Annotated in this window: 24 protein-coding genes; 16 read left to right on the top strand and 8 right to left on the bottom strand. The window is 33.3% G+C overall.

The features are described 5' to 3' along the window. The first annotated feature begins 34 nt into the window (after positions 1-34). Positions 35-604 (top strand): DUF3109 family protein, encoded by a 570-nt coding sequence (locus B8963_RS03155; protein ID WP_084059943.1) that lies wholly within the window; start codon positions 35-37, stop codon positions 602-604. Here the strand turns inward: B8963_RS03155 and B8963_RS03150 are convergent. Continuing rightward, positions 597-2,567 carry a tetratricopeptide repeat-containing sensor histidine kinase gene (locus B8963_RS03150; protein WP_084059942.1) on the bottom strand — a complete coding sequence of 657 codons (1,971 nt, stop codon included), beginning with the start codon at positions 2,565-2,567 and terminating at the stop codon, positions 597-599. The two genes, B8963_RS03155 and B8963_RS03150, sit on opposite strands and share 8 nt — an antisense overlap. Positions 2,568-2,575: 8 nt before the next feature. Further along, on the bottom strand, positions 2,576-3,316 hold the full coding sequence (locus B8963_RS03145) for a LytR/AlgR family response regulator transcription factor (protein ID WP_084059941.1): 741 nt from the start codon (positions 3,314-3,316) through the stop codon (positions 2,576-2,578). A 331-nt stretch (positions 3,317-3,647) separates the two neighbouring features. Here B8963_RS03145 and B8963_RS16145 point away from each other — a divergent pair, with 331 nt between their 5' ends. The 4 genes from B8963_RS16145 to B8963_RS03130 all read left to right on the top strand — a co-directional run bounded on the left by B8963_RS16145 (position 3,648) and on the right by B8963_RS03130 (position 8,473). Further along, positions 3,648-3,773, top strand: coding sequence for a hypothetical protein (locus B8963_RS16145; RefSeq protein ID WP_262487887.1), 126 nt, complete (start codon positions 3,648-3,650; stop codon positions 3,771-3,773). A gap of 80 nt (positions 3,774-3,853) precedes the next feature. After that, entirely contained in the window at positions 3,854-4,345 is a 492-nt protein-coding gene (locus tag B8963_RS03140) for a hypothetical protein (protein ID WP_159447271.1), read from the top strand. Positions 4,346-4,886: 541 nt separating this feature from the next. Continuing rightward, positions 4,887-5,870, top strand: a complete 984-nt coding sequence (locus B8963_RS03135) for a ribonucleotide-diphosphate reductase subunit beta (RefSeq protein WP_084060704.1) — start codon at positions 4,887-4,889, stop codon at positions 5,868-5,870. A gap of 122 nt (positions 5,871-5,992) precedes the next feature. Continuing rightward, entirely contained in the window at positions 5,993-8,473 is a 2,481-nt protein-coding gene (locus tag B8963_RS03130) for a ribonucleoside-diphosphate reductase subunit alpha (RefSeq protein WP_084059939.1), read from the top strand. 314 nt (positions 8,474-8,787) lie between these two features. On the opposite strand, the gene B8963_RS03125 is transcribed toward B8963_RS03130, so the two are convergent. Then, positions 8,788-9,435 (bottom strand): gluconate 2-dehydrogenase subunit 3 family protein, encoded by a 648-nt coding sequence (locus B8963_RS03125; protein WP_084059938.1) that lies wholly within the window; start codon positions 9,433-9,435, stop codon positions 8,788-8,790. Then, a complete protein-coding gene (locus B8963_RS03120) occupies positions 9,435-11,147 on the bottom strand; it encodes a GMC oxidoreductase (RefSeq protein ID WP_084059937.1) in 1,713 nt (570 codons plus the stop codon). Before B8963_RS03120 ends, B8963_RS03125 begins: the two co-directional genes overlap by 1 nt. Positions 11,148-11,282: 135 nt before the next feature. Between B8963_RS03120 and B8963_RS03115 the strand changes: the two genes are divergently transcribed. The 4 genes from B8963_RS03115 (at position 11,283) to B8963_RS03100 (ending at position 15,334) form a co-directional block, all read left to right on the top strand. After that, positions 11,283-12,284 carry a sugar phosphate isomerase/epimerase family protein gene (locus B8963_RS03115; protein WP_084059936.1) on the top strand — a complete coding sequence of 334 codons (1,002 nt, stop codon included), beginning with the start codon at positions 11,283-11,285 and terminating at the stop codon, positions 12,282-12,284. 17 nt (positions 12,285-12,301) lie between these two features. After that, complete coding sequence (locus tag B8963_RS03110) at positions 12,302-12,748, top strand: DinB family protein (protein ID WP_084059935.1); 447 nt, start codon at positions 12,302-12,304, stop codon at positions 12,746-12,748. 28 nt (positions 12,749-12,776) lie between these two features. Beyond that, complete coding sequence (locus tag B8963_RS03105; protein ID WP_084059934.1) at positions 12,777-14,015, top strand: MFS transporter; 1,239 nt, start codon at positions 12,777-12,779, stop codon at positions 14,013-14,015. A gap of 182 nt (positions 14,016-14,197) precedes the next feature. Beyond that, positions 14,198-15,334 (top strand): Gfo/Idh/MocA family protein, encoded by a 1,137-nt coding sequence (locus tag B8963_RS03100; protein WP_084059933.1) that lies wholly within the window; start codon positions 14,198-14,200, stop codon positions 15,332-15,334. A 47-nt stretch (positions 15,335-15,381) separates the two neighbouring features. Here B8963_RS03100 and B8963_RS03095 read toward each other — a convergent pair whose 3' ends face one another. Together B8963_RS03095 and B8963_RS03090 are read right to left on the bottom strand one after the other, a co-directional pair. Further along, positions 15,382-15,843, bottom strand: coding sequence for an ASCH domain-containing protein (locus B8963_RS03095; RefSeq protein ID WP_084059932.1), 462 nt, complete (start codon positions 15,841-15,843; stop codon positions 15,382-15,384). A 17-nt stretch (positions 15,844-15,860) separates the two neighbouring features. Then, positions 15,861-17,564, bottom strand: a complete 1,704-nt coding sequence (locus tag B8963_RS03090) for a GMC oxidoreductase (RefSeq protein ID WP_084059931.1) — start codon at positions 17,562-17,564, stop codon at positions 15,861-15,863. A 161-nt stretch (positions 17,565-17,725) separates the two neighbouring features. On the opposite strand from B8963_RS03090, the gene B8963_RS03085 reads away from it, so the two are divergent. Genes B8963_RS03085 through nadD form a run of 7 tightly spaced genes read left to right on the top strand, consistent with a single transcriptional unit; the run spans position 17,726 to position 22,798 of the window. Then, positions 17,726-18,778 carry a sugar phosphate isomerase/epimerase family protein gene (locus tag B8963_RS03085; RefSeq protein ID WP_084059930.1) on the top strand — a complete coding sequence of 351 codons (1,053 nt, stop codon included), beginning with the start codon at positions 17,726-17,728 and terminating at the stop codon, positions 18,776-18,778. Positions 18,779-18,782: 4 nt separating this feature from the next. Then, positions 18,783-19,535, top strand: a complete 753-nt coding sequence (locus B8963_RS03080; protein ID WP_084059929.1) for a 3-keto-disaccharide hydrolase — start codon at positions 18,783-18,785, stop codon at positions 19,533-19,535. A gap of 30 nt (positions 19,536-19,565) precedes the next feature. Next, positions 19,566-20,375: a 3-keto-disaccharide hydrolase gene (locus B8963_RS03075; protein WP_084059928.1), complete on the top strand. Its 810-nt coding sequence runs from the start codon at positions 19,566-19,568 to the stop codon at positions 20,373-20,375. Positions 20,376-20,385: 10 nt separating this feature from the next. Further along, positions 20,386-20,733: an SdpI family protein gene (locus B8963_RS03070; RefSeq protein WP_084059927.1), complete on the top strand. Its 348-nt coding sequence runs from the start codon at positions 20,386-20,388 to the stop codon at positions 20,731-20,733. Positions 20,734-20,773: 40 nt separating this feature from the next. Beyond that, positions 20,774-21,631: a YicC/YloC family endoribonuclease gene (locus B8963_RS03065; RefSeq protein WP_084059926.1), complete on the top strand. Its 858-nt coding sequence runs from the start codon at positions 20,774-20,776 to the stop codon at positions 21,629-21,631. Then, complete coding sequence (gene gmk / locus B8963_RS03060; RefSeq protein WP_084059925.1) at positions 21,631-22,209, top strand: guanylate kinase; 579 nt, start codon at positions 21,631-21,633, stop codon at positions 22,207-22,209. Before B8963_RS03065 ends, gmk begins: the two co-directional genes overlap by 1 nt. 1 nt (position 22,210) lies before the next feature. Beyond that, positions 22,211-22,798: a nicotinate (nicotinamide) nucleotide adenylyltransferase gene (gene nadD, locus B8963_RS03055; RefSeq protein ID WP_084059924.1), complete on the top strand. Its 588-nt coding sequence runs from the start codon at positions 22,211-22,213 to the stop codon at positions 22,796-22,798. Here the strand turns inward: nadD and B8963_RS03050 are convergent. Continuing rightward, the gene (locus B8963_RS03050) at positions 22,795-23,196 is read right to left on the bottom strand and encodes a hypothetical protein (RefSeq protein ID WP_084059923.1); all 402 of its coding nucleotides are present in this window, start codon (positions 23,194-23,196) and stop codon (positions 22,795-22,797) included. The genes nadD and B8963_RS03050 overlap by 4 nt on opposite strands. Positions 23,197-23,413: 217 nt before the next feature. Then, complete coding sequence (locus B8963_RS03045) at positions 23,414-25,693, bottom strand: inorganic phosphate transporter (protein ID WP_084059922.1); 2,280 nt, start codon at positions 25,691-25,693, stop codon at positions 23,414-23,416. Positions 25,694-25,829: the final 136 nt, after the last annotated feature.

Below are 25,829 nucleotides of genomic sequence, written 5' to 3'. Positions count from 1 at the left end.
ATAAAAAGTATCTTTGCCAAACTTAAAAAATCATATGTTTCAGATAGGTAAAACTTTAATCTCTGAGGAGATAATAGAAAACGACTTTGTTTGCAATTTAACAGCATGCAAAGGTGCTTGTTGTATTGATGGTGACGCAGGGGCTCCTCTGGAAGATAAAGAAACAGAAATATTAGTAGATATTTATAAAGATGTAAAACCCTTTTTAAGACCAGAAGGAATTGCCGTGATTGAAAAGGAAGGGGCATTTGTTAAAGGCGAAGACGGAGAATGGGAAACGCCATTGGTTAATGGGAGTGAATGTGCTTATGTGGTTTTTTCGGATAATGGCACAGCTAAGTGCGGATTAGAAGATGCCTATAATGCGGGCGTTACCAAATGGAAAAAACCGGTTTCTTGTCATTTATATCCAGTACGGATTCGTGAGTATACAGAATTCACCGCTGTAAATTATCATAAATGGGAAATTTGTGATCCTGCCTGTAGTTTGGGTGCTGAACTTAAAGTGCCTATTTACAAGTTTGTAAAAGATGCGCTAATTAGAAAGTTTGGAAAAAAATGGTATGCTGAGTTAGAAAGCGTAGCAACTGATATGACTAAATAGTAGGGATGTGAATGGTTACTTTTGTGCCATTCGGGTTGTTATTATCATCAAATAAATCTACCATTTTAAAATCAAAAGAGTTTTCGTAATCTTTAGAGAAATTAGCAAGACGTTCTTTGGTAATATCAATACCTATAGATTTTCTTTTTAATACTTTATTTTCTTTAATAACTTCGGCGGCTGCTCTACCTATACCGTTATCATAAATGGATATGGCGGTAAAATAATCATTCTCTTTTTTTACCTCAATCCATATGCTTTTATCACCTTCTTTTGATGACAAACCATGCCATATTGCATTTTCTAAAAATGGTTGCAAAATTAGTGATGGTATTTTTATTAACTCCGTATCTATACCTTCCTCAATTTCTATTTTAAACTTTATTTCATTGGAAAACCTAATATTTTCAATATTCATGTAAAGTTCTATGGTTTCTAGTTCTTCGGATAAGGAAATTTCTTTTAAGGAAGAGGCTTCTAAAATTTTACGAACCAATTTGGAAAACTTATTTAAGTAATAAACAGCGTTCTTTTTTTCATTGTTTATTATGTAAAGTTTAATGGAGTTTAAGGAATTGAAAAGAAAATGTGGATTCATTTGACTTCTAAGCATGCTCTGTTCTAGTGTCAATAATTTCTTTTCGTTTTTTAGTTGGTACTGCCGGTAAAGAATATATAAAATCAACGCTAATAATGCCAAAAGAAGCGTACTCACAAGAAAGGTGTTTTCGTTTTTTCTAAGTTTAAGTCGCACTAATTCATTTTCACGGGCAAGAGCCTGTATTTGATTGTTTTTTTTCTCAGTATCGTACTTAAATAGAATGTCATTTACATACCTAACATTGGTTTCGTTCATAAGAACTTCGTCAATAGTTTTTGCCTTTTTATAATATTCTAAAGACTTTGCAAAATCTTCTTGTTTGGCAAAAAGATCTGATAATAGTTTATATCCCGTGGCTTGCGACCCGTTTAAATTATGCTTTACAGCCAGCCGAATACCTTCAAGAAGATTTTTTTCAGAGGCCTCAAATTGTTCAAGTTCCATTAAAACCCATCCTAGATTTATGTACACAGACGAGGTAAAATATTTGTCACCTAAAGCTATAGATTGTTTTAAAGTAGATTCTAAGATTCGTAATGCAGGCTGTAATTTTTTTTGTTTAATATAAACTTGGGCAATACTGTTATTGCAAATAACCCTACCCATATTATTATCAATCTCTTCGTTAAATGCTAAAGATTTTCTAAAGTAATTTAAGGCTAAGTTTAATTGCCCCAACTCTTCATAGCATTCTCCAATATTTTGATTGTTAATGGCTAGTCCTAACTTATTGTTGAGTTTTTCTTCAAAAGATAAAGATTTTTTAAATGTTTCAATAGCAACAGTATATTGTTTTAAAGTTTGATATATATTTCCAATACCATTTAGCGAAACATTTATACTTCTTTTTAAGCCTTCAGATGGGTTTTCTACTGTTTCAGCTAATTCTAGTGCTTCTTGAGCGTAGTCTAATGCAGTTTTTATAGCATCCATTCTACGATATACAACGCTAAGCATGTTTAAGCTAAAAACTTTTAATTCAAGATTATTTGCCTTTGTTGCTGCGTCTAGAGCTTCTTTATGCAGCATTATGGCTGCACTGTATTGCGATGTATTTCGGTATTTTGTTCCTAGTTGATTTAATGCATACGATTGTCCAGGGAAATAGTTTTTTTTTGCTGACAAATTTGCAAACGAGCGCATTAAAATGGTGTCCGATCTATAAGGTCTTAAGACTATGTCTATTTCAGCGTAAATTACTGGAGCCTTAAGAATTAGGTCATCTGCTGTTTTTCTAAAAGATTCAGAGATTTTTTGTTCTTGAGAAAAAGCCAAAAAAGCACAGAACAATGCCAGAAGCGCAAATGTTTTTTTTGCAATAGGATTATAAAGCTTTATGTTTCTTATAATTCGATATCGCATAGGCTTTTTTAAAGCAGATCTAAAAAGTCAGATTTTTTTTGACGGGACACCGGTATTTTATGGTTGGTTTCCAAAACAATGTATCCATCGGTTTTAATAAATTCTTTTATTTTGTTAAGATTTATTATGTATGAATTATGAATTCTGTAGAACGTATCCGATGGCAGAATTTCATTAACTTCTTTTAATTTTTTAGTAAGTACTATTTTGTGTCCATCTGTTAAAAAAATGGTGCTGTAGTTCCCATCAGATTCAACATAGAGTATTTCATCGCTTTGCAGAAAAACCAGTTTACCATCAGTATTAATGGTTATTTTTTTCTGAATAGATGCAGTGTTAAAGTTAAGAAGAATTTTTTCTAAGCGCTCTGCAGTAACGGTTCTAGAATTAAATTTCTTGATTTTTAAAATAGTGTCATTTAAATCATCAGAATCAATTGGTTTCAACAAATAGTCAATAGCTTCATTCTTTAATGCTTTTATGGCGTATTGATTATATGCTGTGGTAATTACCACAGGAAAATCTTTGTTTTTTAGTTTTTGAATAAATTGAAATCCATCCATTGTTGGCATTTCAATATCTAGAAAAAGACAATCTGGGGTGTTTTCACTATTATCTAGATAAGCTAAAGCTTCTAAAGGGTTGGTAAATGATGCAACAACCTTGATCTCATCACTGAAATTGGTAAGTTCCCAAGTTAAACTTTGGAGGGCTTTGGTTTCGTCGTCTACGATTACTGCTTCTAACATAGGGGAATAAATGTAATCAAAAATACTAGTTCTAAGTTTTTAAATAAAATGTTATGTATCAATGGTTAGATTTTAAGTGCAATTGGGTAAAAATCAATATAATTAATGAAATAGACTCTTTTGTTATTGAATTATCATTTTTTAAGAAAATTTAACTCTTTTACCATTTATACAGTTTTCTTCACCATTGGCACATTACGAAATTATTACCGCTAGTTTTCTTATAATTTAGTCTCGGTAAAATTTTTAATGGAACGTTAAACCCCGAAAGGCATTTTTGAAAAAATTGAATTTAGGTATTAAACTATATTAATAATTTTAAAATAAGGTCATGCAAAAATCATTTATTTTATTTATCGTTTTGATAATTGTTATAACGATTGCTGTTCTTACCGATAACAATACGGAACACCAAAACACAAAAGCATTAATTGCTTTAAGTGAAACACAAAATTAATAGCATTTGAGTTGGGGATTATGACTAACAAGAAAATTATAATTTTTATTCTGAATTTTTTTGGCTGTGCTTTGGTATTTATGAGCCTTACTTCATATTTTCCTTCATCTAGCTTTTTAAATAGTAATAGTTCAGGGCCAAATCCGTATAACCTTCAATTTTCTGGAGCATTAAATACTAATATTAATGGAGTTATGCACTTTGCTACTTCAGTGGAAACTACCAATAGGGGTAGTTCTTATGCTACTTTAAATCTAGTATTGGATAATAATCTAGACAATAAGTTCGAAATTATAATTTCTAAAGATAACAGTGAAAACTTTGAAGTTGGTACTTATAAAGTTAAGCTCAAGAATGAAGATGACGATGAGTTTGCTAAAATAAGTGGTGTTTTTGGGTATTTGAATATGATAAAATCTAAAGAATTACCTTATTATGTTGAAAAGGGTAAAGTAAAGATTACTAAAATAAATAATGAATTGGCAACTGGTTATATAGATTTAAAATTGGAAGATTATAATGGGGAATCTATTATTGTTCAAGGAGATTTTATAGCTAGTGCTAACAAATAAATGTAATATATAATTTTTTTGCAAAGAAAACTGTCAAGCCTATACTACCGTTCTATAGATGCATATTAATAGTTAGGATATGTGTCGCTAGCATTAGCGGAACGATATTTATAGAATAACAATTAACTAAACACCTGAATTTTTAAATTCTGTTACGTTTGGTTTTTAGGTTTCGGGGGGAACTTCCTAAACCAATAAGTTTGTTAATTGGTATGAAAAATCAATATCTGAAGAATGGTATGGTTTGGCAGGATTGCAAAGAATTTTCTTAAATTATAGTGGTTCTTAAAAAAGACCAAGGAGTATTTAAAAACATACTTTTTGGTCTTTTTTTTATTATAAAAATTATGTTGAATTTTATATTTATACCTAAGGTCAACAAACATCACTTCTAAGGTTAGATTTCAACAATCCGTGTTAAAAACTTTGTGTTATAAAAGGGTAATTGGGCTTTATTTACCCGCGATATTTTCTAATCTTTGTTAGCCCATCTAGAGAGTTTTTCAACTCGAACATGATAATTATAAAACAGAACAAGAATATGTCAGCAGTAGAACCAATTTTACAAGAAAACAAGGATAGATTTGTTATTTTTCCAATTCAACATAACGATTTGTGGGAATGGTATAAAAAGCAAGAAGCTTGTATTTGGACTGCTGAAGAAATAGATTTGCATGAAGATTTGAATGACTGGAATAATAAGCTAAATGATGATGAAAAATACTTTATTAAGCATATTTTGGCATTCTTTGCAGCATCAGACGGAATAGTAAATGAAAATTTGGCTGAAAATTTTGTAAATGAAGTACAATACTCCGAAGCAAAATTTTTCTATGGTTTCCAAATTATGATGGAGAACATCCATTCAGAAACCTATTCATTGTTAATCGATACCTATGTAAAAGATGAGAAAGAGAAAACAATTCTTTTTCAAGCCATAGAAAATTTCCCTGCAATTAAGAAAAAAGCAGATTGGGCTTTAAAATGGATAGAATCTCCAAGTTTTGCAGAACGTCTAATCGCCTTTGCAGCAGTTGAAGGTATTTTCTTTTCGGGTTCTTTTTGTTCTATTTTCTGGTTAAAGAAGAGAGGTCTTATGCCTGGTCTTACATTTTCAAATGAGTTAATTTCTCGTGATGAAGGTATGCATTGTGATTTTGCTGTTCATCTTCATAAAAATCATATTGTAAATAAAGTATCTAAAGAGCGTATTACCGAAATTATCGTTGATGCACTAAACATAGAAAGAGAATTTATAACAGAATCATTGCCTGCCAGTCTTATTGGAATGAATGCCAAATTAATGACGCAGTATCTGGAGTTTGTTACCGATAGATTACTAGTTGAATTAGAATGTGATAAAGTTTATAATTCAACAAATCCTTTCGATTTTATGGATATGATTTCTTTACAAGGGAAAACCAATTTCTTTGAAAAGAGAGTTTCAGAATATCAAAAAGCAGGAGTCTTAAATTCTGATAAAGATTCTGATTCTCAGAAGATCAGTTTTGACGCAGACTTCTAAAAAATAATAAAATTTCGCATTATTTCTTTCAGATTATCCGAAAGAAAACTTTAATAAACACTAATTGTTATGTTTTGCAAAAGACATGACCTAACCAACGTATCACTAAAAATTTGTAGCACATGTATGTATTAAAAAGAGACGGAAGAAAAGAACCGATGATGTTTGACAAGATTACGGCTAGAGTTCGTAAGCTTTGTTACGGTCTTAATGAACTTGTTGACCCTATTAAGGTTTCAATGAGGGTTATAGAAGGTTTATATGATGGTGTTACAACTTCTGAACTGGATAATCTTGCTGCGGAAATTGCTGCTACAATGACCACTACGCATCCTGATTATGCAAAATTGGCAGCTAGAATATCAGTCTCTAATTTACATAAAAACACAAAAAAATCTTTCACAGAAACAATGAAAGATTTGTATGAATATGTAAACCCAAGAACTACCAAAAAATCTCCATTGATTTCTGATGAAGTAATGAATGTAATAGAGGAAAATGCGGAGGTTCTAGACTCAACAATAATTTACAACCGCGATTTTGGCTACGATTATTTCGGTTTTAAAACGTTGGAGCGTTCTTACTTACTTAAAATTAATGGTAAAATAGCAGAACGTCCACAGCATATGTTAATGCGTGTTTCGGTTGGTATACATTTAAATGACATAGATGCTGCGATAGAAACGTACGAGTTAATGTCGAAGAAGTATTTTACACATGCTACACCAACCTTATTTAATGCTGGCACACCAAAGCCTCAAATGTCTTCTTGCTTTTTATTAGCAATGAAAGATGATAGTATTGATGGTATTTACGACACCTTAAAGCAAACTGCTAAAATTTCGCAATCTGCAGGAGGTATTGGGTTATCTATACATAATGTTAGAGCAACAGGATCGTACATAGCGGGTACCAACGGAACTTCTAATGGAATTGTGCCAATGTTACAAGTCTTTAATGACACTGCAAGATATGTAGATCAAGGAGGAGGAAAACGTAAAGGTAGCTTTGCTATTTATGTAGAGCCATGGCATGCAGATATTTATGAGTTTTTAGATCTTAAAAAGAACCATGGTAAAGAAGAAATGCGTGCTCGCGATTTGTTCTACGCTATGTGGATTCCAGATTTATTCATGAAAAGGGTGGAGGCCAATGAAGATTGGACCCTAATGTGCCCTAATGAATGCCCTAACTTATTTAATAACCATAGTGAGGCATTTGAGGCATTGTATTTAAAATACGAAGCAGAGAAAAAAGGTCGTAAAACGGTAAAAGCAAGAGAGCTGTGGGAGAAAATCTTAGAATCCCAAATAGAGACAGGCACACCTTACATGTTGTATAAAGATGCGGCTAACCGTAAGAGCAATCAAAAAAATCTTGGTACCATACGTTCATCAAACTTATGTACTGAAATTATGGAGTATACTTCTCCAGATGAAGTTGCGGTGTGTAATTTGGCATCAATTGCTTTGCCAATGTTTGTAAAGAATGGAGAATTTGATCATAAAGAATTATTCAGAGTTACAAAGCGTGTTACTAGAAACTTAAATAAAGTAATTGATCGTAATTATTATCCTGTAAAGGAAGCTGAGAATTCTAACATGCGCCATAGACCTATAGGATTAGGTGTGCAGGGACTTGCTGATGCTTTTATAATGATGCGTTTACCTTTTACAAGTGATGAAGCTAAAGCATTGAATCAAGAAATTTTCGAAACGTTATACTTTGCTGCTGTTACTGCATCTATGGAAATGGCCAAAGAAGAAGGTCCGTATTCAACTTATAAAGGTTCGCCAATTTCTCAAGGGGAATTCCAGTATAATTTATGGGGAATAAAAGATGAAGAACTATCAGGAAGATGGGATTGGTCTAAATTACGTAAAGAGGTAAAGAAAAATGGCGTAAGAAACTCGTTATTGGTGGCTCCAATGCCAACAGCATCAACTTCACAAATTTTAGGTAATAATGAGTGCTTTGAACCATATACTTCAAACATTTATACCAGGAGAGTACTTTCTGGGGAGTTTATTGTAGTAAATAAACACTTGCTTGAAGATTTAGTAGAATTAGGACTATGGAACGAGAGTTTGAAGCAAGAACTAATGCGAGCGAATGGTTCGGTACAGCATATTGATGTAATTCCACAAGATATTAAAGAACTTTATAAAACAGTTTGGGAGTTGAGCATGAAAGATATTATCGACATGTCTAGACAAAGAGGATATTTCATAGATCAGAGTCAGTCTCTTAACCTATTTATGGAGGGGGCAAATTACTCAAAATTAACATCAATGCATTTTTATGCATGGAAGAGTGGTTTAAAAACTGGTATGTATTATTTAAGAACAAAATCTGCAGTAGATGCTATTAAATTTACATTAGATAATACACAAAAGAAAGAAGTGCCTGTAAGTGTTGCTGCCGATGCTGAAGTTATAGCAGCAGTAGCTACAGCTCCTCAAAAGGAGATAAAAGCAGAAGCAACTCCAATTGCAGATCAAGAAGTAGATATACAGCCTATGACAGCGGCTGAAATGAAGGAAATGATTGCGAGAGCTAAAGAAGGTCAAGCTGACGACGATTGTTTAATGTGTGGCTCTTAATTGGTCTTTAAATAAAAACAAAAATGCCCTAGAAATTTTTCTAGGGCATTTTTAGTTTAAGACGTATCGTAAACTTACTTTTTAATATAAGGTTTTAATGCAATGGAGGCAATGCATGCAACAATATATATAGTTAAAATAATAAAATGATTTTCCATTTTAAAATACTTTCGGGGTTTCTATATCTACGTGCTTTAAATGTATTTTAGATTTTTTAAAAAAGTTAAAATTTTCAAAAACACAAAAAAACAACCCTTTAATTATGAATTAACTATAATTAAAGGGTTGTTTTGGAAAATCGGTAATTTAACTGTCTATATAGACCAAGCTTTGCCTTCTGTAAGTGTTTGTAAGTCTCCACAGCCAATATATTCACCTGGAACTGGTAAATAAGCTAAAACTTCTTCTCCAACTTTTTCTGAGGTTTTATAGCTCCAAATAGCTAAACCTCTTAGATTTGTAGCAAAAGCAAATCTAGACACGCCTTCTTCTAGTTCAGGGGTCTCTCCAGCTTCAATCGCTGTATTGTAGTCATTTATTACTTTAAAATTCTTCAATTCATCTTCCTTGGTATATTTTAAAGCATCGGCTAAAACAGCTTCTAAATTTTCAACACCAAGGTCTTCTAGTTTTTCTTTTCCAGAATCTTTTAGTGCTTTTGAGGTAAATTTGTTCATTGCCATTTTAAAGAAAGCCTGTTGTTTAGGCTCCATAATTTCTTGGGCATATTTATCAATAAAAACGTGTACGTTTACTTCAGTTGCCGAAGGCGTATCTGTTTTTGGAAGTATAATATCTACCAGTTTATATAACACAGATCCTTCTTCTTTAGTTAAAAAACTAGGTGTCCATTCTACTACATTCTGGTCTTTACAACTTTGAACTAAGCTTATAATTGTTGGAGTAGCTACAATGTAACCAAAAGATAAACCTATATTTTTGAGAGCGATTCTTCTATCCATTATATATTTCCTTTTTTAAGTTGTTCTGCGGCATGGTTTGCTGCTCTAGCGGTGAATGCCATATATGTTAATGATGGGTTTACGCAACTTGCTGAGGTCATAAAAGCCCCATCTGTAACGTATACATTTGGTACTGCATGTATTTGGTTATTACCATTCAATACAGATGTTTTTGGGTCTCTACCCATTCTAGCAGTACCCATTTCATGAATTCCCAATCCTAATGCGCCAGGGTTATCGAAAGATTCTACATCTCTAAATCCGGCTTTTTCTAACATTTCAACAGCTTGCTGCTTAATGTCCTCACGCATTTTCCATTCGTTTTCTTTAAACTCTGCATCAAAGGTAACGGTTGGTAAGCCCCAACTATCTAATTTGTCATAGTCTAAGGTCATTCTGTTTTCTTGATAAGGTAAAACTTCACCAAATCCCATGATTCCCATGGTCCAACCTCCAGGTTTAAGAATACTATCTTTTAATTCTTTACCAAAAGATAATTCGGCTATAGATTCTTCCCAGTTTCCTCTACTTGCGCCACCTTGATACCCATAACCACGAATATAATCTTTTCGATCTGTATCGCCACCTAAATTTCTAAAACGAGGAATATATACACCGTTAGGTTTACGACCTTTATAATATTTATCTTCAAAACCATCAAATTTACCATTGGCACCTACACCTAATTGATGATCCATGATGTTTCTACCTAATTGGTCAGAATCATTACCTAAACCATTAGGAAAACGGTCAGATTTAGATTGCATTAATATTTGAGTGGATGCTATTGATGAAGCACATAAGAAAATTACCTTAGCATTAAAAACTAATTCTTCTTTGGTTAATCTATCAATTACTTTTACTCCTGAGGCTTTTTTGGTTTTAGGGTCGTAAATGACTTCTGCCACGATGGAATCAGGTCGAAGCGTTAAATTCCCTGTGCGTTCAGCAGCTGGTAATGTAGAAGAATTACTACTAAAATAAGCTCCAAAAGGACAACCTCTAATACAACGGTTTCTGAACTGACATTTGCTTCTTCCATCAAATTGTTTGTCTCCAGTAATATGTGCAACTCTACCAGCGGTTACCACTCTTCCATCAAAATTTTCAGCAACTTTTTCTCTAAGTGTTTGTTCAACACAGTTTAGTTCCATCATAGGCCCAAATTGACCGTCAGGTAGTTGTTCTAATCCTAAATTTTCACCACTTACACCAATATAAGATTCTACCTTATCATACCAAGGTGCTATATCTTTATAACGTACTGGCCAATCTACAGCAATACCATCTTTTTTATTTGCTTCAAAATCTATATCACTCCAACGGTAACTATGACGACCCCACATAATAGATCTTCCGCCTACGTGATAGCCACGCATCCAGTCAAATCTTTTAATCTCATTGTAAGGATGTTCTAAATCGTTTACAAACCAAAAATTGTGAGGCGCTTTAACCGTATATCCTGTTCTTGCTTGTTTAAGTTGTTTGTCGGCTTCTGCTTTTGGTAATTCTCCATTATTCGGAAAATCCCAATCATCTAAATTTGCAGTAGGGTAATCTTTTATGTGGGTTACCATTCTTCCACGTTCTAAAACCAAAGTTTTAAGTCCGTTTTCACATAGTTCTTTAGCAGCCCATCCACCACTTATACCTGTTCCAACAACAATCGCATCATAGGATTCTTGTTCTTCATTATATAAAAATTTGCTCATGCGGTAAAATTGTTTATTTCGTAAATTTATTAAATATAAAATTAATTTTTTACATTTAAACGCGTAAAATACGACGATATCTCACTACAACGTTGTAGTTTGGTGTTAAATTAATAAAATCAAAAATTGAACCATATGAAACACAATTCAATTATTAAAAAGGGATTAGTTTTAACCGGTATGTGTGTTTTTTTGTTGTTCAATTCTTGTAAAGAGGATAAGCAATCAAAACAAGAAAAAGAGGTAGAAAAAGAAGTATCCGTAAAAAGTGAGCCTTTTTTCGAATTGTCTTTGGCACAATGGTCTATGCATAAAATGATTTTTGAGCAAAATGTAGATCCATATACCTTTGCAGAAAAGGCTAAAGGCTGGGGTTTTACAGGTTTGGAATATGTTAGTGGATTATATAATAAGGAACTAGAAAAATCTAATTTTTCCAAAGAAGCAATTGATTTATTTGTAGCTAAAAGTAATGCGGAGAGTAAAAAACACGGCATGAAAAATCTACTAATTATGATCGATGGCCAAGGAGATTTAGCGGCTAGTGATAAAAAAGAACGTCAATCGGCTGTTGAAAATCATTACAAATGGGTAGATGCCGCGGCGGCTATGGGCTGTCATTCTATTAGAGTTAATTTGGCAGGGAGCAAAACCCCTGAAGATTGGATTGCTAATTCAGTTGATGGATTAACGCAACTAGCTAACTATGCTAAAGCAAAGAATATAAATATTATTGTTGAAAACCATGGGGGATTATCTTCTAATGGGGCTAAATTGGCTGAAATTATGGAAAAGGTAAATATGCCAAATTGCGGCACATTACCTGATTTTGGTAATTTTTGTCTAAGACGCGCAGATGGTTCAGTGTATAATGGCCCATGTGCAGAGGAATACGATATTTACCAGGGGATAAAAGAATTGATGCCTTTTGCAAAGGGAGTAAGCGCAAAATCATATAACTTTGATTCTTCAGGAAATGAAACCAAAATAGATTATACCAAAATGCTTCAAATTGTACATGATGCTGGATACAAAGGTTTTGTAGGTGTTGAATATGAAGGAGATATTTTAAGTGAAGAGGAAGGCATTTTAGCAACTAAACAGTTATTACTAAAAGCAGCAGAAGGCATAAAATAATCAAACCAATCGTTTTTATGAATAGTTACTTCAATGAGTTATTTGATTATAATTTTTACTGCAATAAAAAGTTAATTGACCAATTTAACTTACCAGAAATTAAGCAAACTGAAAAAAATAGTATGCTCTTTAGTCACATTCTAAATGCACATCATATTTGGAATGCTAGAATTCTTGGTATTCCAGAAAAGATCAGTGTTTTTCAATTACACCAAACTAGCGAATTTGCAGATTTACATTATGATAATCAACGAAATTCATTTGAAATAGTAACAAATACCGGGGATTTTGAGAAACGAATTGAATATATAAATTCTGAAAATCGTCAGTTTAGCAATACTATTCAAGATATTTTATTTCATATTATTAACCATTCTACCTATCATAGAGGTCAAATTGCAATGGAATCTAGATTAAATACTATCGAGCCATTGTCATTAGATTACATTGTATATAAACGTTAAAACAAACAACCAAAACAACTACTAAATTATGGAACAAGTAAACAAAAATAAGGTATTCTTTTTAGCATGTATAGCGCTGATCGTTACCTCAATGACCTTTGCAATTAGAGCTGGAATCTTAACGCAACTTGGTGTGGATTTCGAGATATCTAATAAAGAATTAGGCTGGATCAATAGTATGGCCTTTTTAGGATTTCCTTTGGCTATGTTAATTGGAGGGTTGTTGTATAATACGCTTGGCGCCAAAAAATTAATGACGATTGCTTTTATTTGTCATCTTTTAGGGCTTGTGCTTACTATTTATGCCGATGGATTTTGGACCTTAATTATTTCAACATTTTTTATTGGTTTTGCTAACGGATCAGTTGAAGCTGCCTGTAATCCTATGATTGCTGATATGTATACAAACAACAGAACAGCAATGTTAAATAAATTTCATGTGTGGTTTCCAGGCGGTTTAGTTATTGGATCTTTAGTATCAAAGTTTATGACAGATGGTGGCTTAAGCTGGCAATTGCAAATAGCTACTATGTTGATACCTACATTAATATACGGCTTTTTAGTATTCACTCAGAAATTTCCTAAAAGTGAGAATATTGAGTCTAATACATCGTCTAATATTAAAGCCTTGGCAAATCCTTTGTTTTTATTCATGATGGTTTGTATGACTTTAACTGCAACCTCCGAATTTATTCCGCAACAGTGGGTAGAAACTATTTTAGGAAGTTCGGGTGCTAGTCCTATGCTTGTATTAGCATTAGTTACAGGAATTATGGCATTAGGAAGGTTTTTTGCTGGCCCAATTGTACATAAACTAAACCCGATAGGCGTATTATTTATGTCGGCCATTATCACTGCTTCTGCAATTTATTTTATGAGTATTGCGGAAGGTTCTATGATATATGTTGCTGCAGCATTATTTGCACTTGGTGTTTGTTATTTCTGGCCAACTATGATTGGTTTTATTTCAGAATACACCTCAAAAACAGGGGCGTTAGGAATGTCACTGGTAGGTGGTGCAGGTATGTTTGCCACGTCAATTTGGAACCCGATAATAGGATCACGTCTTGATACCGAAAAGGCTACAGCGGTTGCTTCTGGTTTAACGGGTAGCGATGCAGATATTGAGGCAGGAAGAGCTGTGCTTGGCTTTATGGTATATTTTCCAGTAACTCTAATTATCTTATTCGGAATCTTATTTATTATTCGTAAAAAAATAGAGAAAAACAGAATCCATCATCATGCTGATGCGTTAAAATCGGCATAGCCAGAAGATAGTATATAGTAAAAAATGAATTTTAAATAGTGTTTTAATCGTCCTATGAACTTAAAAGTAAAGTTTCAGTTGTCTTTTATGATGTTCCTTGAATTTTTGCTTTGGGAGTTCTAGTATTGTTCGTGTTATTGTTTAAAAATGAGAAAATAGAGTATAAAGAATAAAAATAAAATATGGCAAAGAAAATTAGATTAGGAATTTTAGGTGGTGGAGGCGATTCACTTATAGGTATTTTACATCGAGTAGCGTCGCAGATTAATGATAATTACGAAATTGTAGGTGCAGTTTTTAACCCAAAATTTGAAGATAATTTGGCATTTGCAAAAGAAATTGATGTGCCAACAGATAGAATCTATAAAGATTTTGATACGTTTATAGCTGAAGAAATGAAATTGCCTGCTGATAAACGTATTCAGGTTTGTTCTGTACTTACACCAAATTTTCTTCATTTTCCTATGGCTAAGAAGCTTTTGGAAAATGGGTTTAGTGTAATTTGTGAAAAACCTATGACAACAACTTACAACGAGGCTAAGATATTACAAGCAACATTAGAAAAAGCAAGAACAGTGTTCGCTGTTACACATACCTATACGGGCTATCCTATGGTGCGTCAAATGCGGGAGATGATTAAATCTGGTGCCTTAGGGAATATTCAAAAAGTAGATGTGCGGTATTATCAAGGGTGGTTAAATCCTGTAATTCATGATAAAGCAAAAAGAGCTTCTACTTGGCGTTTAGATCCAGAAAAAGCGGGAATTAGCTGTTGTATGGGTGATATTGGGGTGCATGCTTTTAATATGATTGAGTTTACTACTGGAATGAAAGTAAAATCTATTTTGGCGGACCTTAACTATTTATATGAGGACAATAAAATGGATATAGATGGTACCGTTTTGGTGCGTTTTGATGGCAATGCAAAAGGTGTTTTACGTTCTAGTCAGATAGCGACAGGAGAAGAAAACGGATTGGCAATTGCTATTTATGGCGATAAAGGTGGCTTTAGATGGGAGCAAGAAAACCCTAATTATTTATATGTAATGTCCGATGATAAACCTTTGCAGGTATACAAACCAGGTCATGCCTATAATTCGGAATTATCATTAAGTGGAACAAAACTTCCTCCAGGACACCCAGAAGGTATTTTTGATTCTATGGCCAATATTTATTTAGGAGTTGCTAAAGCAATAAGAGGTCAAAAGTATAACGATGGTGAGTTTCCTACAATGATGGATGGCGTAAGAGGACTTAATTTTATAGAAAGCACTGTGGCTTCTCATAAAAATGGAAATACTTGGATTAAGTTAGATTAATCTGCTGTTAAACCTAATAAAAAAAGGCCGCAATTTGCGGCCTTTTTTTATCCGTAAACTTTTTCAAATTCTTGACAAACAATGATCATACTTTCACGAGGTTCTCTATTAAATTCTGACAGTTCTCTTTGGTAATAATCCCAATGTGTTTTTTTCCAATAAGCTAAACTTTTATCACCTTCGCCTTCTTTTTTAGCATATTCTTCATCAATACTAAAATAGGGTTTTAGTTTTACTGCTGTAGTTTTTACAATGCATTTAGCTTTGCCAGACCAGTCTGTAATAACCATAAAATCGCCAATTTTTGGTAGGGGTTCATTTCTTAATTGAAGCCCTAAAAGCGAGGGTGAAGTTGCTTTTTTAATTCCGTTTACTACTAGGTTAACGCATTCATTTGCATCGTGTTCATTGTCGCAAAAATGGATAGTTTTAGGAGCATTAACGAAAGCATCTTCTAAGTGTTTATCTAAATAATCGCCCCACATATTGCGGGCTGAAGCATTGTCCATATTTTATATTCTATTACTTAAGCAAATTTACCTAATTTAAATTGTTCTGCCGCATGGTTAGCTGCTCTAGCTGTAAAAGCCATATAAGTTAATGATGGATTTACACAACTTGATGACGACATAAATGCCCCATCAGTGACATAAACATTAGGAACGCTGTGTATTTGATTATTATTATTTACAATAGAAGTTTTTGGATCTTTTCCCATACGAGCTCCACCCATTTCGTGAATGCCTAATCCAGGACCAGTTGCCTTATCGTAAACAGCAATGTCCTTAAATCCTGCTGCTTCAAATATAGCTGCTATTTCTTTTTTAATGTCTTCGCGCATGTTATATTCATTCTCTTTAAATTCAACATCAAAATCTAATTGTGGTAAACCCCATTTATCTTTTTCAGTTTTACTCAAAGTAACTCTATTGTCATCATATGGCAAGAATTCTCCAAATCCAGTTGCGCCTATTTGCCATTCACCAGGCTTTAATATGGACTCTTTTAAATTCGCGCCATAACCCATTTCTGCAATAGCATTGGTCCAGTTTTCTCGTGATGCCGATCCTTGATAGCCAAAACCTCTAATATAATCTTTACGTTTTGTCTTTTCATCAAGGTTTACAAATCTAGGGATGTAGAATCCATTAGGTCTTCTACCTTTATAATACCTATCTAAATGACCATCTACTTTGGCACTTGCTCCTAATTGATAATGATGGTCCATTATTCCTCGCCCTAAAGCATCAGAATCATTGCCTAACCCATTTGGAAAACGTTCCGATTTAGATTGCAACAAAATACCTACTGAAGCCATTGCTGAGGCACAAAGGAAAATAATTTTTGCGTTTAACTCCAATTTTTCATTGGTAACAGCATCAATTATTTTTACGCCAGTAGCTTTTTTGGCTACATCATCATAAATTACTTCATAAACAATGGAGTTTGGCCTTAGTGTCATGTTTCCAGTACGTTCGGCTGCTGGTAGTGTTGAAGAATTACTGCTAAAGTATCCGCCAAACGGACAACCTCTCCAACATCTATTTCTATACTGACAGGGTTGTCTACCTTCAATATTCGCTTTGTTATCTGTGATATGCGCTACTCTGCCTATGGTTAAGAGTCTGCCATCATCAAATTTTTCTGGAATAACCTTTTGTAATTCTTGTTCTACACAATTAAGTTCCATAGGAGGCTGAAATTTACCATCGGGCAAATGTTTCAACCCAAGGTTTTGGCCACTAACGCCTATATACTCTTCAACCTTGTCATACCATGGAGAAATATCTTTATATCTTACTGGCCAATCTACACCAATACCGTCTTTTTTATTGGCTTCAAAATCAAGATCGCTCCATCGGTAACTTTGTCTCCCCCAAGTAAGTGATCTGCCACCAATATGGTAGCCTCTAATCCAGTCAAAACGTTTGGTTTCAACATATGGGTGGTCTAAATCATTTACAAAAAAATGTTTTACATCTTCCTTTGGTGCCCAGCCTATTCTGCTCTGTTTGTGATATTTTTTCTTATCTTCTTTAGAAAGCTCTCCCTTTAGTTCATAATCCCATACGTCATCATTCATGGTTTTATAATCCTTTATATGCTCAACCATTGGGCCTCGTTCTAAGACTAACGTCTTTAATCCATTCTCACATAGTTCTTTCGCAGCCCATCCTCCAGTGATTCCTGTTCCTACAACGATTGCGTCGTATTCTTGATTTAGATTCATGCAGTATTTTTTAATTAATTGTATTCTTATTGCTATATTTAGACCTATTCACGGGTATTTTTTTACAGGTTGAATGAACCATAAATATAGGATTTAAATCTTAAAATTTTAATCCTCAGTAAATTCAATAAATAAATTGATTTAAAAATTTAAAACATCACATGAAAACTATTAAAGGACCAGCAGTTTTTCTTGCACAATTTGTAGATAGTAAGGCACCATTTAACACGTTAGACGGAATGTGTAAATGGGCAGCCGATTTGGGTTACAAGGGAATCCAAATTCCGACTTGGGAAAACTTTTTAATTGATTTGGATAAAGCAGCTGAAAGTCAGGTTTATTGTGATGAGTTAAAAGGAAAAATAAATTCTTACGGACTTGAAATTACGGAGCTCTCTACGCATCTACAAGGGCAATTGGTGGCAGTAAACCCAGCGTACGATTTAATGTTTGATAATTTTGCTCCAGATAAAGTAAAGAACAATCCAAAGGCAAGAACAGAATGGGCGGTAGAAACTGTTAAAAAAGCAGCTACTGCAAGTAGAAGATTAGGTCTAAATGCGCATGCTACATTTTCTGGTGCATTACTTTGGCATACGATGCATCCTTGGCCACAAAGACCAGCAGGTTTGGTAGAAATGGGGTTTGAAGAATTGGCGAAACGTTGGTTACCAATTTTAAATCATTTTGATAAAGAAGGTGTTGATGTTTGTTATGAAATTCATCCTGGTGAAGATTTGCACGATGGTGATACGTTTGAACGTTTTTTAGAAGCAACAAATAACCACAAAAGAGTAAATATACTTTATGACCCAAGCCATTTTGTTTTGCAACAATTGGATTACATCAGTTATATAGATCATTATCATGAATTTATAAAAGCGTTTCATGTGAAAGATTCTGAGTTTAACCCAACTGGAAAAAAAGGAGCATTTGGTGGCTATAATGATTGGGGTAATAGAGCTGGACGTTATAGATCTTTGGGAGACGGACAAATAGATTTTAAAACTATTTTTTCCAAATTAACCCAATATGGTTGTGATGTTTGGGCGGTAATGGAATGGGAATGTTGTATAAAAAGTCCTGAGCAAGGAGCGCGAGAAGGTGCTAAATTTATACAAAATCATATTATCGAGGCAACAGAAAAAACATTTGACGATTTTGCAGGTGCTGCAATTGACAAAACAGTATTAAAGAAGATTTTAGGGATATAAAACGATGAAAAAAATACTATCAGTTTTAGCAATATCAATGCTCCTATTAGGATGTAAAGACGATTCGAAAAACATACAAAAAGAAACAACTGAATCAGAACAAGAGCGTGAAGTAACTTCTGATGCAGAAGATTGGACGGTACTGTTTGATGGCGCTTCATTTGAAAATTGGAAAGAATACTTAAATGAAGGCGTATCTGATAATTGGAAAATAGAAGATAATGCAATGGTTTTTTATCCTCCAAAAGACAGAGAGAACGGTCAAGCCTTTAATTTAGTAACAAAAAATGAGTACACAGATTTCGTCTTGACTTTAGATTGGAAAATATCAGAAGGAGGAAATAGTGGAATATTTTGGGGAGTTAAAGAAGATCCAAGCTTGCCAGAGGCCTATCAAACTGGTCCAGAAATTCAAGTTTTAGATAACGAAAAGCATCCAGATGCTAAAGCAGGTACAACGCACCAAGCAGGTTCGCTATACGATATGGTTTCCCCTGTTAAGGATGTTACCAAACCTATAGGTGAGTGGAACACTTGTGTGCTAACTATAAACCATAAAACAAATAAAGGTAGCGTAGTTTTAAATAATGTAGAAATAGTAACTTTTTCAGTAAATAATCCCGAATGGAGCGCGATGGTTGCAAAATCTAAATTTGCTGATTGGGCTGATTTTGGCAAATATCCTACAGGAAAAATAGGACTTCAAGATCATGGTGACATGGTTTCTTATAGAAATATAAAAATAAGAGAGTTATAATTAATAATACCCCCCGTAAAAACAAAAACAATGAAGTACGTTTATTTGGTTCTAATTTTTGTATTGTTTTCTTGTAAAGAAAATAGTAAAAATAATTCTACCGTTGAAGAGATTAATGAAGGCATTGTATATGAAGAGTATTCAGGTGAAGAACCAACTAAACCGGAAGATACCGAAGTTTATCAACCGGTTCCTCCAGTGGTTCGCCCTATAAATGATAAAGGCGTGCCTAGTGATGCTAAAATTCTTTTTAATAACAATAGTTTAAATGAATGGGTGAGTGTAAAAAACCCAAACAGAATTGCTGAATGGACTATTAATGCGGATAGCAGTTTCACTGTAAAAGATAAAGCTGGCGACATAAGAACAAAATATGAATTTGGCGATGTCCAGTTGCATATAGAATGGCGTTCTCCAGAAAAAATTGAAGGCGAAGGCCAGAGCCGCGGTAATAGCGGAGTATTTCTACAGGGACGTTATGAAGTGCAGATATTAGATAATAACGATAATGACACCTATGTAAATGGTCAAGTAGCCTCTATTTACAAACAGCATATTCCTTTAGTAAAAGCTTCCGTACCTAGTGGCCAATGGAATGCATACGATATTATTTATCGTGCTCCAGAATTTGATAAAAGAGGAAACAAAACTAAATCAGGTACCATAACAGTATTGCAAAATGGAATTTTGGTACAAGATCATGTGGAAATAAAAGGAACAACGCCTTATATAGGATGGCCAAAAAATGAACCACACGGTAAAGGTCCAATCATTCTTCAAGACCATGGAGACAACAGCAGAGTGAGTTTCCGTAATATTTGGGTAAGGGAATTAAATTGATTTTCGTCTAGTGGCCAATATTTTTAGCACCATATTTACAAGTATTTTATTTATTGGTATAGGCTTTTATTGGTTTAAATATCCACCTAAAAACATTAATAATTTATATGGCTATAGAACCAGAAGGAGTATGGCAAACCAACAAATTTGGGACTATGCTAATAAAATTGGAGCCAAGATGTTATTAGTTTTAGGAGTGGTAACGTTAGTTCTAGGTGTATTTCTAGTTTTAGTTCTACCATTAATGAGTATATTTTTAACTATAGTTTTGATCTTAATTGGTCTTGGCGTAGGAATGTATTGGTGCGAAACTAAATTAAATCGCCATTTTGATAAGAATGGAAAACCAAAAGAGTAAAACTGAATTTTAACTACCTTTGCCAAAATTAAAATGATTTATGATTCAGTCAATGACGGGTTTTGGGAAGCATGTTATACAACTTCCAAGTAAAAAAATAACCATTGAAATTAAATCTCTAAACAGTAAAAGTTTAGATTTAAATGCACGAATGCCTTCTGCATACAAAGAAAAAGAACTAGAATTACGTAAAACCATTGCAAGCGAATTAGTTCGTGGCAAAGTAGATTTTAGTCTTTATGTAGAAAATACAGGCAGTGAAACTTCATCGGTTATTAATGAAGTAGTGGTTCGTCAGTATATGAAACAATTAGGAGCTATTGCAAAAGTAGATGAAGCCCAGTTGTTAGAAATGGCAATTCGTATGCCAGATGCTATGAAGACTGAGCGTGAAGATATTGATGAAGATGAATTTATAGCTATCGAAAAAGCACTTGAAGAGGCTTTAAAAGAAATCAATATTTTTAGGTCTGAAGAAGGACAAGTTCTTGATAACGATTTTGTAGCTCGAATAGGCACTATAAAAACGTTATTAAGTGAAGTAGAAGTACTAGATATCGATAGGCTTCAAACCATAAGAGAACGACTGGAAAAAGCGGTTGCTGATTTAAAAGTTGATCTTGATGCCAACCGTTTTGAACAGGAACTTATTTATTATTTAGAAAAATACGATATCACAGAAGAGAAAGTTCGTCTAAACAATCATTTAGATTATTTTTTAGCTACCCTGAAATCAGAAGATTCTAATGGACGTAAATTAGGTTTTATTTGTCAAGAAATTGGCAGAGAAATAAACACCATTGGCTCAAAGGCTAATTTTGCTCCGTTGCAGCAAGTTGTAGTTCAAATGAAAGATGAACTAGAAAAGATTAAAGAACAAATGCTAAATGTTTTATAATGAAAGGTGGTAAACTAATAATTTTTTCGGCTCCATCGGGTAGTGGTAAAACTACTATAGTTAGACACTTATTGGAACAAAGCGATCTTAATTTAGCTTTTTCTATTTCTGCTACTTCTAGACCTAGAAGAGGTAAAGAAAAACATGGAGAGCATTATTATTTTATGTCACTTTCCGAGTTTAAAAAACACATAAAGAATGATGATTTTTTGGAATGGGAAGAAGTGTATAGAGATAATTTTTATGGCACGCTAAAAAGTGAAGTGGAACGATTATGGGCTGAGGGCAAAAATGTTATTTTCGATATTGATGTGGTAGGTGGTTTACGAATAAAAAAGAAATTTCCAGACCAAACATTAGCAGTTTTTGTAAAACCACCAAGTGTAGATGAGCTAAAGATTAGATTAAAGAAGCGAAGCACAGAGAGTGATGATAAAATTAATATGAGAATTGCAAAAGCTTCTGTTGAATTAGCAACCGCTCCACAGTTCGATAGAATAATTAAGAATTATGATCTGGATACTGCTTTGAAAGAAGCACATGATTTAGTTGCAGATTTTTTAAAGACAAAAGCATAAATTGAAAAAAGTAGGGCTTTACTTCGGCACTTTCAACCCCATACATATTGGTCATTTGGTAATAGCCAATCATATGGTGGAATTCTCTGATTTGGATGAGGTTTGGTTTGTTGTTACACCACAAAGTCCTTTTAAAACAAAAAAAACTCTTTTAGATAATCACCATAGGTATCAGATGGTTGCTGAGGCGACTTATGATTATGATAAATTAAAGCCAAGTAATATAGAATTTAACTTGCCACAACCTAATTATACTATTAATACTTTGGTTTATTTAAAAGAAAAATATCCAACTGGTTATAATTTTTCTTTAATTATGGGAGAAGATAATTTGAAGGGTTTTCATAAATGGAAAAATTATGACGTTATTCTTGAAGATTACGAGCTTTTTGTGTATCCACGAGTTTCTGATGGCAAAGTTGAGCAAAAGTTTCTTAAACACGCTAAAATACATCGTGTAGACGCTCCCATTATGGAAATCTCTTCTACATTTATTAGAACACAACATAAAAAGGGTAAAAACATTAAACCATTGCTGCCGCAAGAAGTTTGGAAGTATATGGATGAAATGAATTTTTATCGTAATTAATCCGCTAGGATTAATTTTTCCACCCAATTAATCGCATTTTCAAGAGAGTTAAAAATATTTGCTGGTATAGTGAAAAAGGATTGCTCCATTTCTGCAATTTCTCTATTCATTTTGTCATAAACTACCACTGCATAACCTTTTAGATTTGGGAACATTGCCGTGGTTTTAAAATGTGCTGTGGGGTTAAAAGAATAAGAGTTTATTCGATTAGAAATATAGACAAAAGGGGTAAGTTTACCAAAGTGCATTTTTGCCAATGCTAACATTTCTTGGGCAGATTCAAATGATACTGCTACGTTTTCTTTAGCTTCAGAAACTATAAAATTTTCATAGAAATAAAAAGTTCCGACTTCTAAGTCGTATTTCTTAATAAGTATTCTATTTAATTTTGAAGCCATTTTTTTAGTGTTTAAGTATATGTAAGATAATATTTACATTGATAAAAGTCAAGATAGTTGTAACTATTTGTTTCATAAACAGCGATATAATTCCATATTTACTAGAAATTGTATTGTTTGATTAATAATTACGGTTACTAAAATAGGATATAATAAACTAAAAAAGGTGTTCCTAATTTAATAGGAACACCTTTTTTTATTTACCTAAATAGGTCATTTATTTTTCAGACATATCTATTTTTGCTGGCTTCACGGAACTATCATGTTCGTTATAATATAGTTCTAGTAAATTCATAGTTGCCACCAGTAGATCTTTTGTTTCTTGTAATAAAGAAAAATAAAGCGTGGTGTTTTTTGGGCTAGATTCCTCAGTTCTTGTTCTTGCTACTTGTTTTTCTATTTTCAATGAAACTAAATCAAAAGCTTCATGTTTATTTTTTAAAATAACACCTATTTGTTCAAATGACCTAGATTCAAAAGCTTTTCTCATGGCATTGAAAACACTCTCTAACTTTTCATCAATCTCTTTAAGTTCTTTAATTTGGTTGTATTTTAACTTTTTATGATTGTTATGAATATGTTTGTGACTTACTTTGTTTATGTATTCTAAAGACTGTGCCATGTCTTGTAAATATCCTAGAATACTAATGTAAAAATTACTAGCGCCTAAACTAGATTCGTCAAGATTTTTAATAAAATAAAAAATATTATCTCTTAGTTCATCTATTTCTTTCGTGAGTTTAGCTACTTGTTTTTTATTCTTTTTGAGTGCGTCTAAATCTTGTCTTGAAAGGCCATCAATAGCAGTGGTATATATTTTATTACTTCTTTTTACAACGCTAGAAATATTGTTTGCACTTTCTTCAATAACCCCTTGGATGGAGCTACTTTCCGATTTTCTTAGACTATCTTCTGCTTTTATTTCTTTAGCTTTTTTGTTTTGTTTAAAATAGTTTCTAAAAATCATTAAAAACGCCAAAACCAAAAATGCACCCATTACCAAAGTTCCTCCATAATGGATCGAAATGGCTATAAATGCCGAAGCTACAAAGGCAATAATTGCGGTGAAGAACCAACCTCCAATAACATTTAACACGCCAGCAACTCTGTATACAGCACTTTCTGCACCCCAAGCCTTATCGGCAAGAGACGACCCCATAGCTACCATAAATGTTACATAAGTTGTAGATAATGGTAATTTCATTGATGTTGCTAATGATATTAAAACACTGGCAACCATAAGGTTTACAGCGGCTCTGACTAAATCAAAAGCAGGTTTGTCTTGTTCTTTAACTTTTAAAACAGGTGGTGCTGTTTTTTCAAATCTTGTGTTTATACGATCGTGTACCACTTGCGGTAATAAAGACGAAAAAGATTCCGATGCTTTAATGGAAAAACGTACTATCTGCCGTGATAAAAAATTTGGTTCAAAACGCTCTTCACCTTCATCTTGTCTGGAAAGGTCAACACTAGTTTTTACAACATTTTTAGCCTTTGTAGAAAACCAAATAGTAAGGATCATTATAATGCCTGAAACTAAAAGAAGATAGACAGGAGTTTGGACAGCATTGGTTAAACCAGACATTTTATAATCTGCGGCTAAAACCCCTGAAGTGCTCCAGTCTTGGTAGGATTGTAGCGCAGCTATTGGCACACCAATAAAGTTCACAAGATCATTGCCCGCAAAGGCCATGGCTAATGCAAAAGTTCCTAAGAGTATAATTAATTTGTAAATATTAGTTTTGAAAAAGACCGATAATATCCAAGAAATTAAGGTCCAAAAAATTATATTTAGCACTATAAAAAGATTGGTCTGATTGGTAATAAAATCTGATATTGGACCGTCTAATATTGAAGCGCTTTTTAATCCTTTAACGATTATAAAATAAATAATTCCTGTTATAGCTAAACCACCAAAAATAGAGCTTACCCATTTTGGTTTTTCTTCAAATTTAAACGTGATTAATAATCTTGAAAAAAATTGAACAATAGCGCCAACACTAAATGCGATTATCACTGAAAGCAAAATTCCAATGATAATTTCTGTTGCTTTGTCTGTATTTATATAAGCTCCAATATTTACAAGACTATCATCTAATGCAAATATTTTAATCACGGATATAGCTACAGCAGCGCCCAAAAGTTCAAATACAATGGAAACCGTCGTAGAAGTTGGCATCCCTAGGGTATTAAAAAAATCTAGTAAAAGAATATCAGTAATCATTACCGCCATGAAAATGATCATGACTTCTGAGAACACAAAATTATTAGGATTAAAAATTCCTGTTTTGGCAATATCCATCATGCCACTAGACGAAATTGCCCCTAAAGCAATTCCAACGCTAGCAACGATCATTATGGTTTTAAAAGAAACAGCCTTGGAGCCAATGGCGGAATTTAAAAAATTAACAGCGTCATTACTAACACCTACAACTAAATCTGTTACTGCTAAGATTGCTAAAGCAGCAATCATAAAAAGGTAAATATTTTCGCCCATTAATTGTTAAATATAAAAGCAAAAGTGCTATTAAAATCTGTGATTAAGGTTAATATAAGGTTATGAATTAACTTTGTAGTTTTTCATAAACTGTGCGTAATATACGAATACAATTTTTATTGATTTTTATTCATCA

It is taken from the genome of Cellulophaga tyrosinoxydans (assembly GCF_900176415.1).
GTDB lineage: Bacteria > Bacteroidota > Bacteroidia > Flavobacteriales > Flavobacteriaceae > Cellulophaga > Cellulophaga tyrosinoxydans.
The sequence above is the reverse complement of the archived record's forward strand: the minus strand, read 5'-3'. Positions and strand labels throughout refer to the sequence as shown.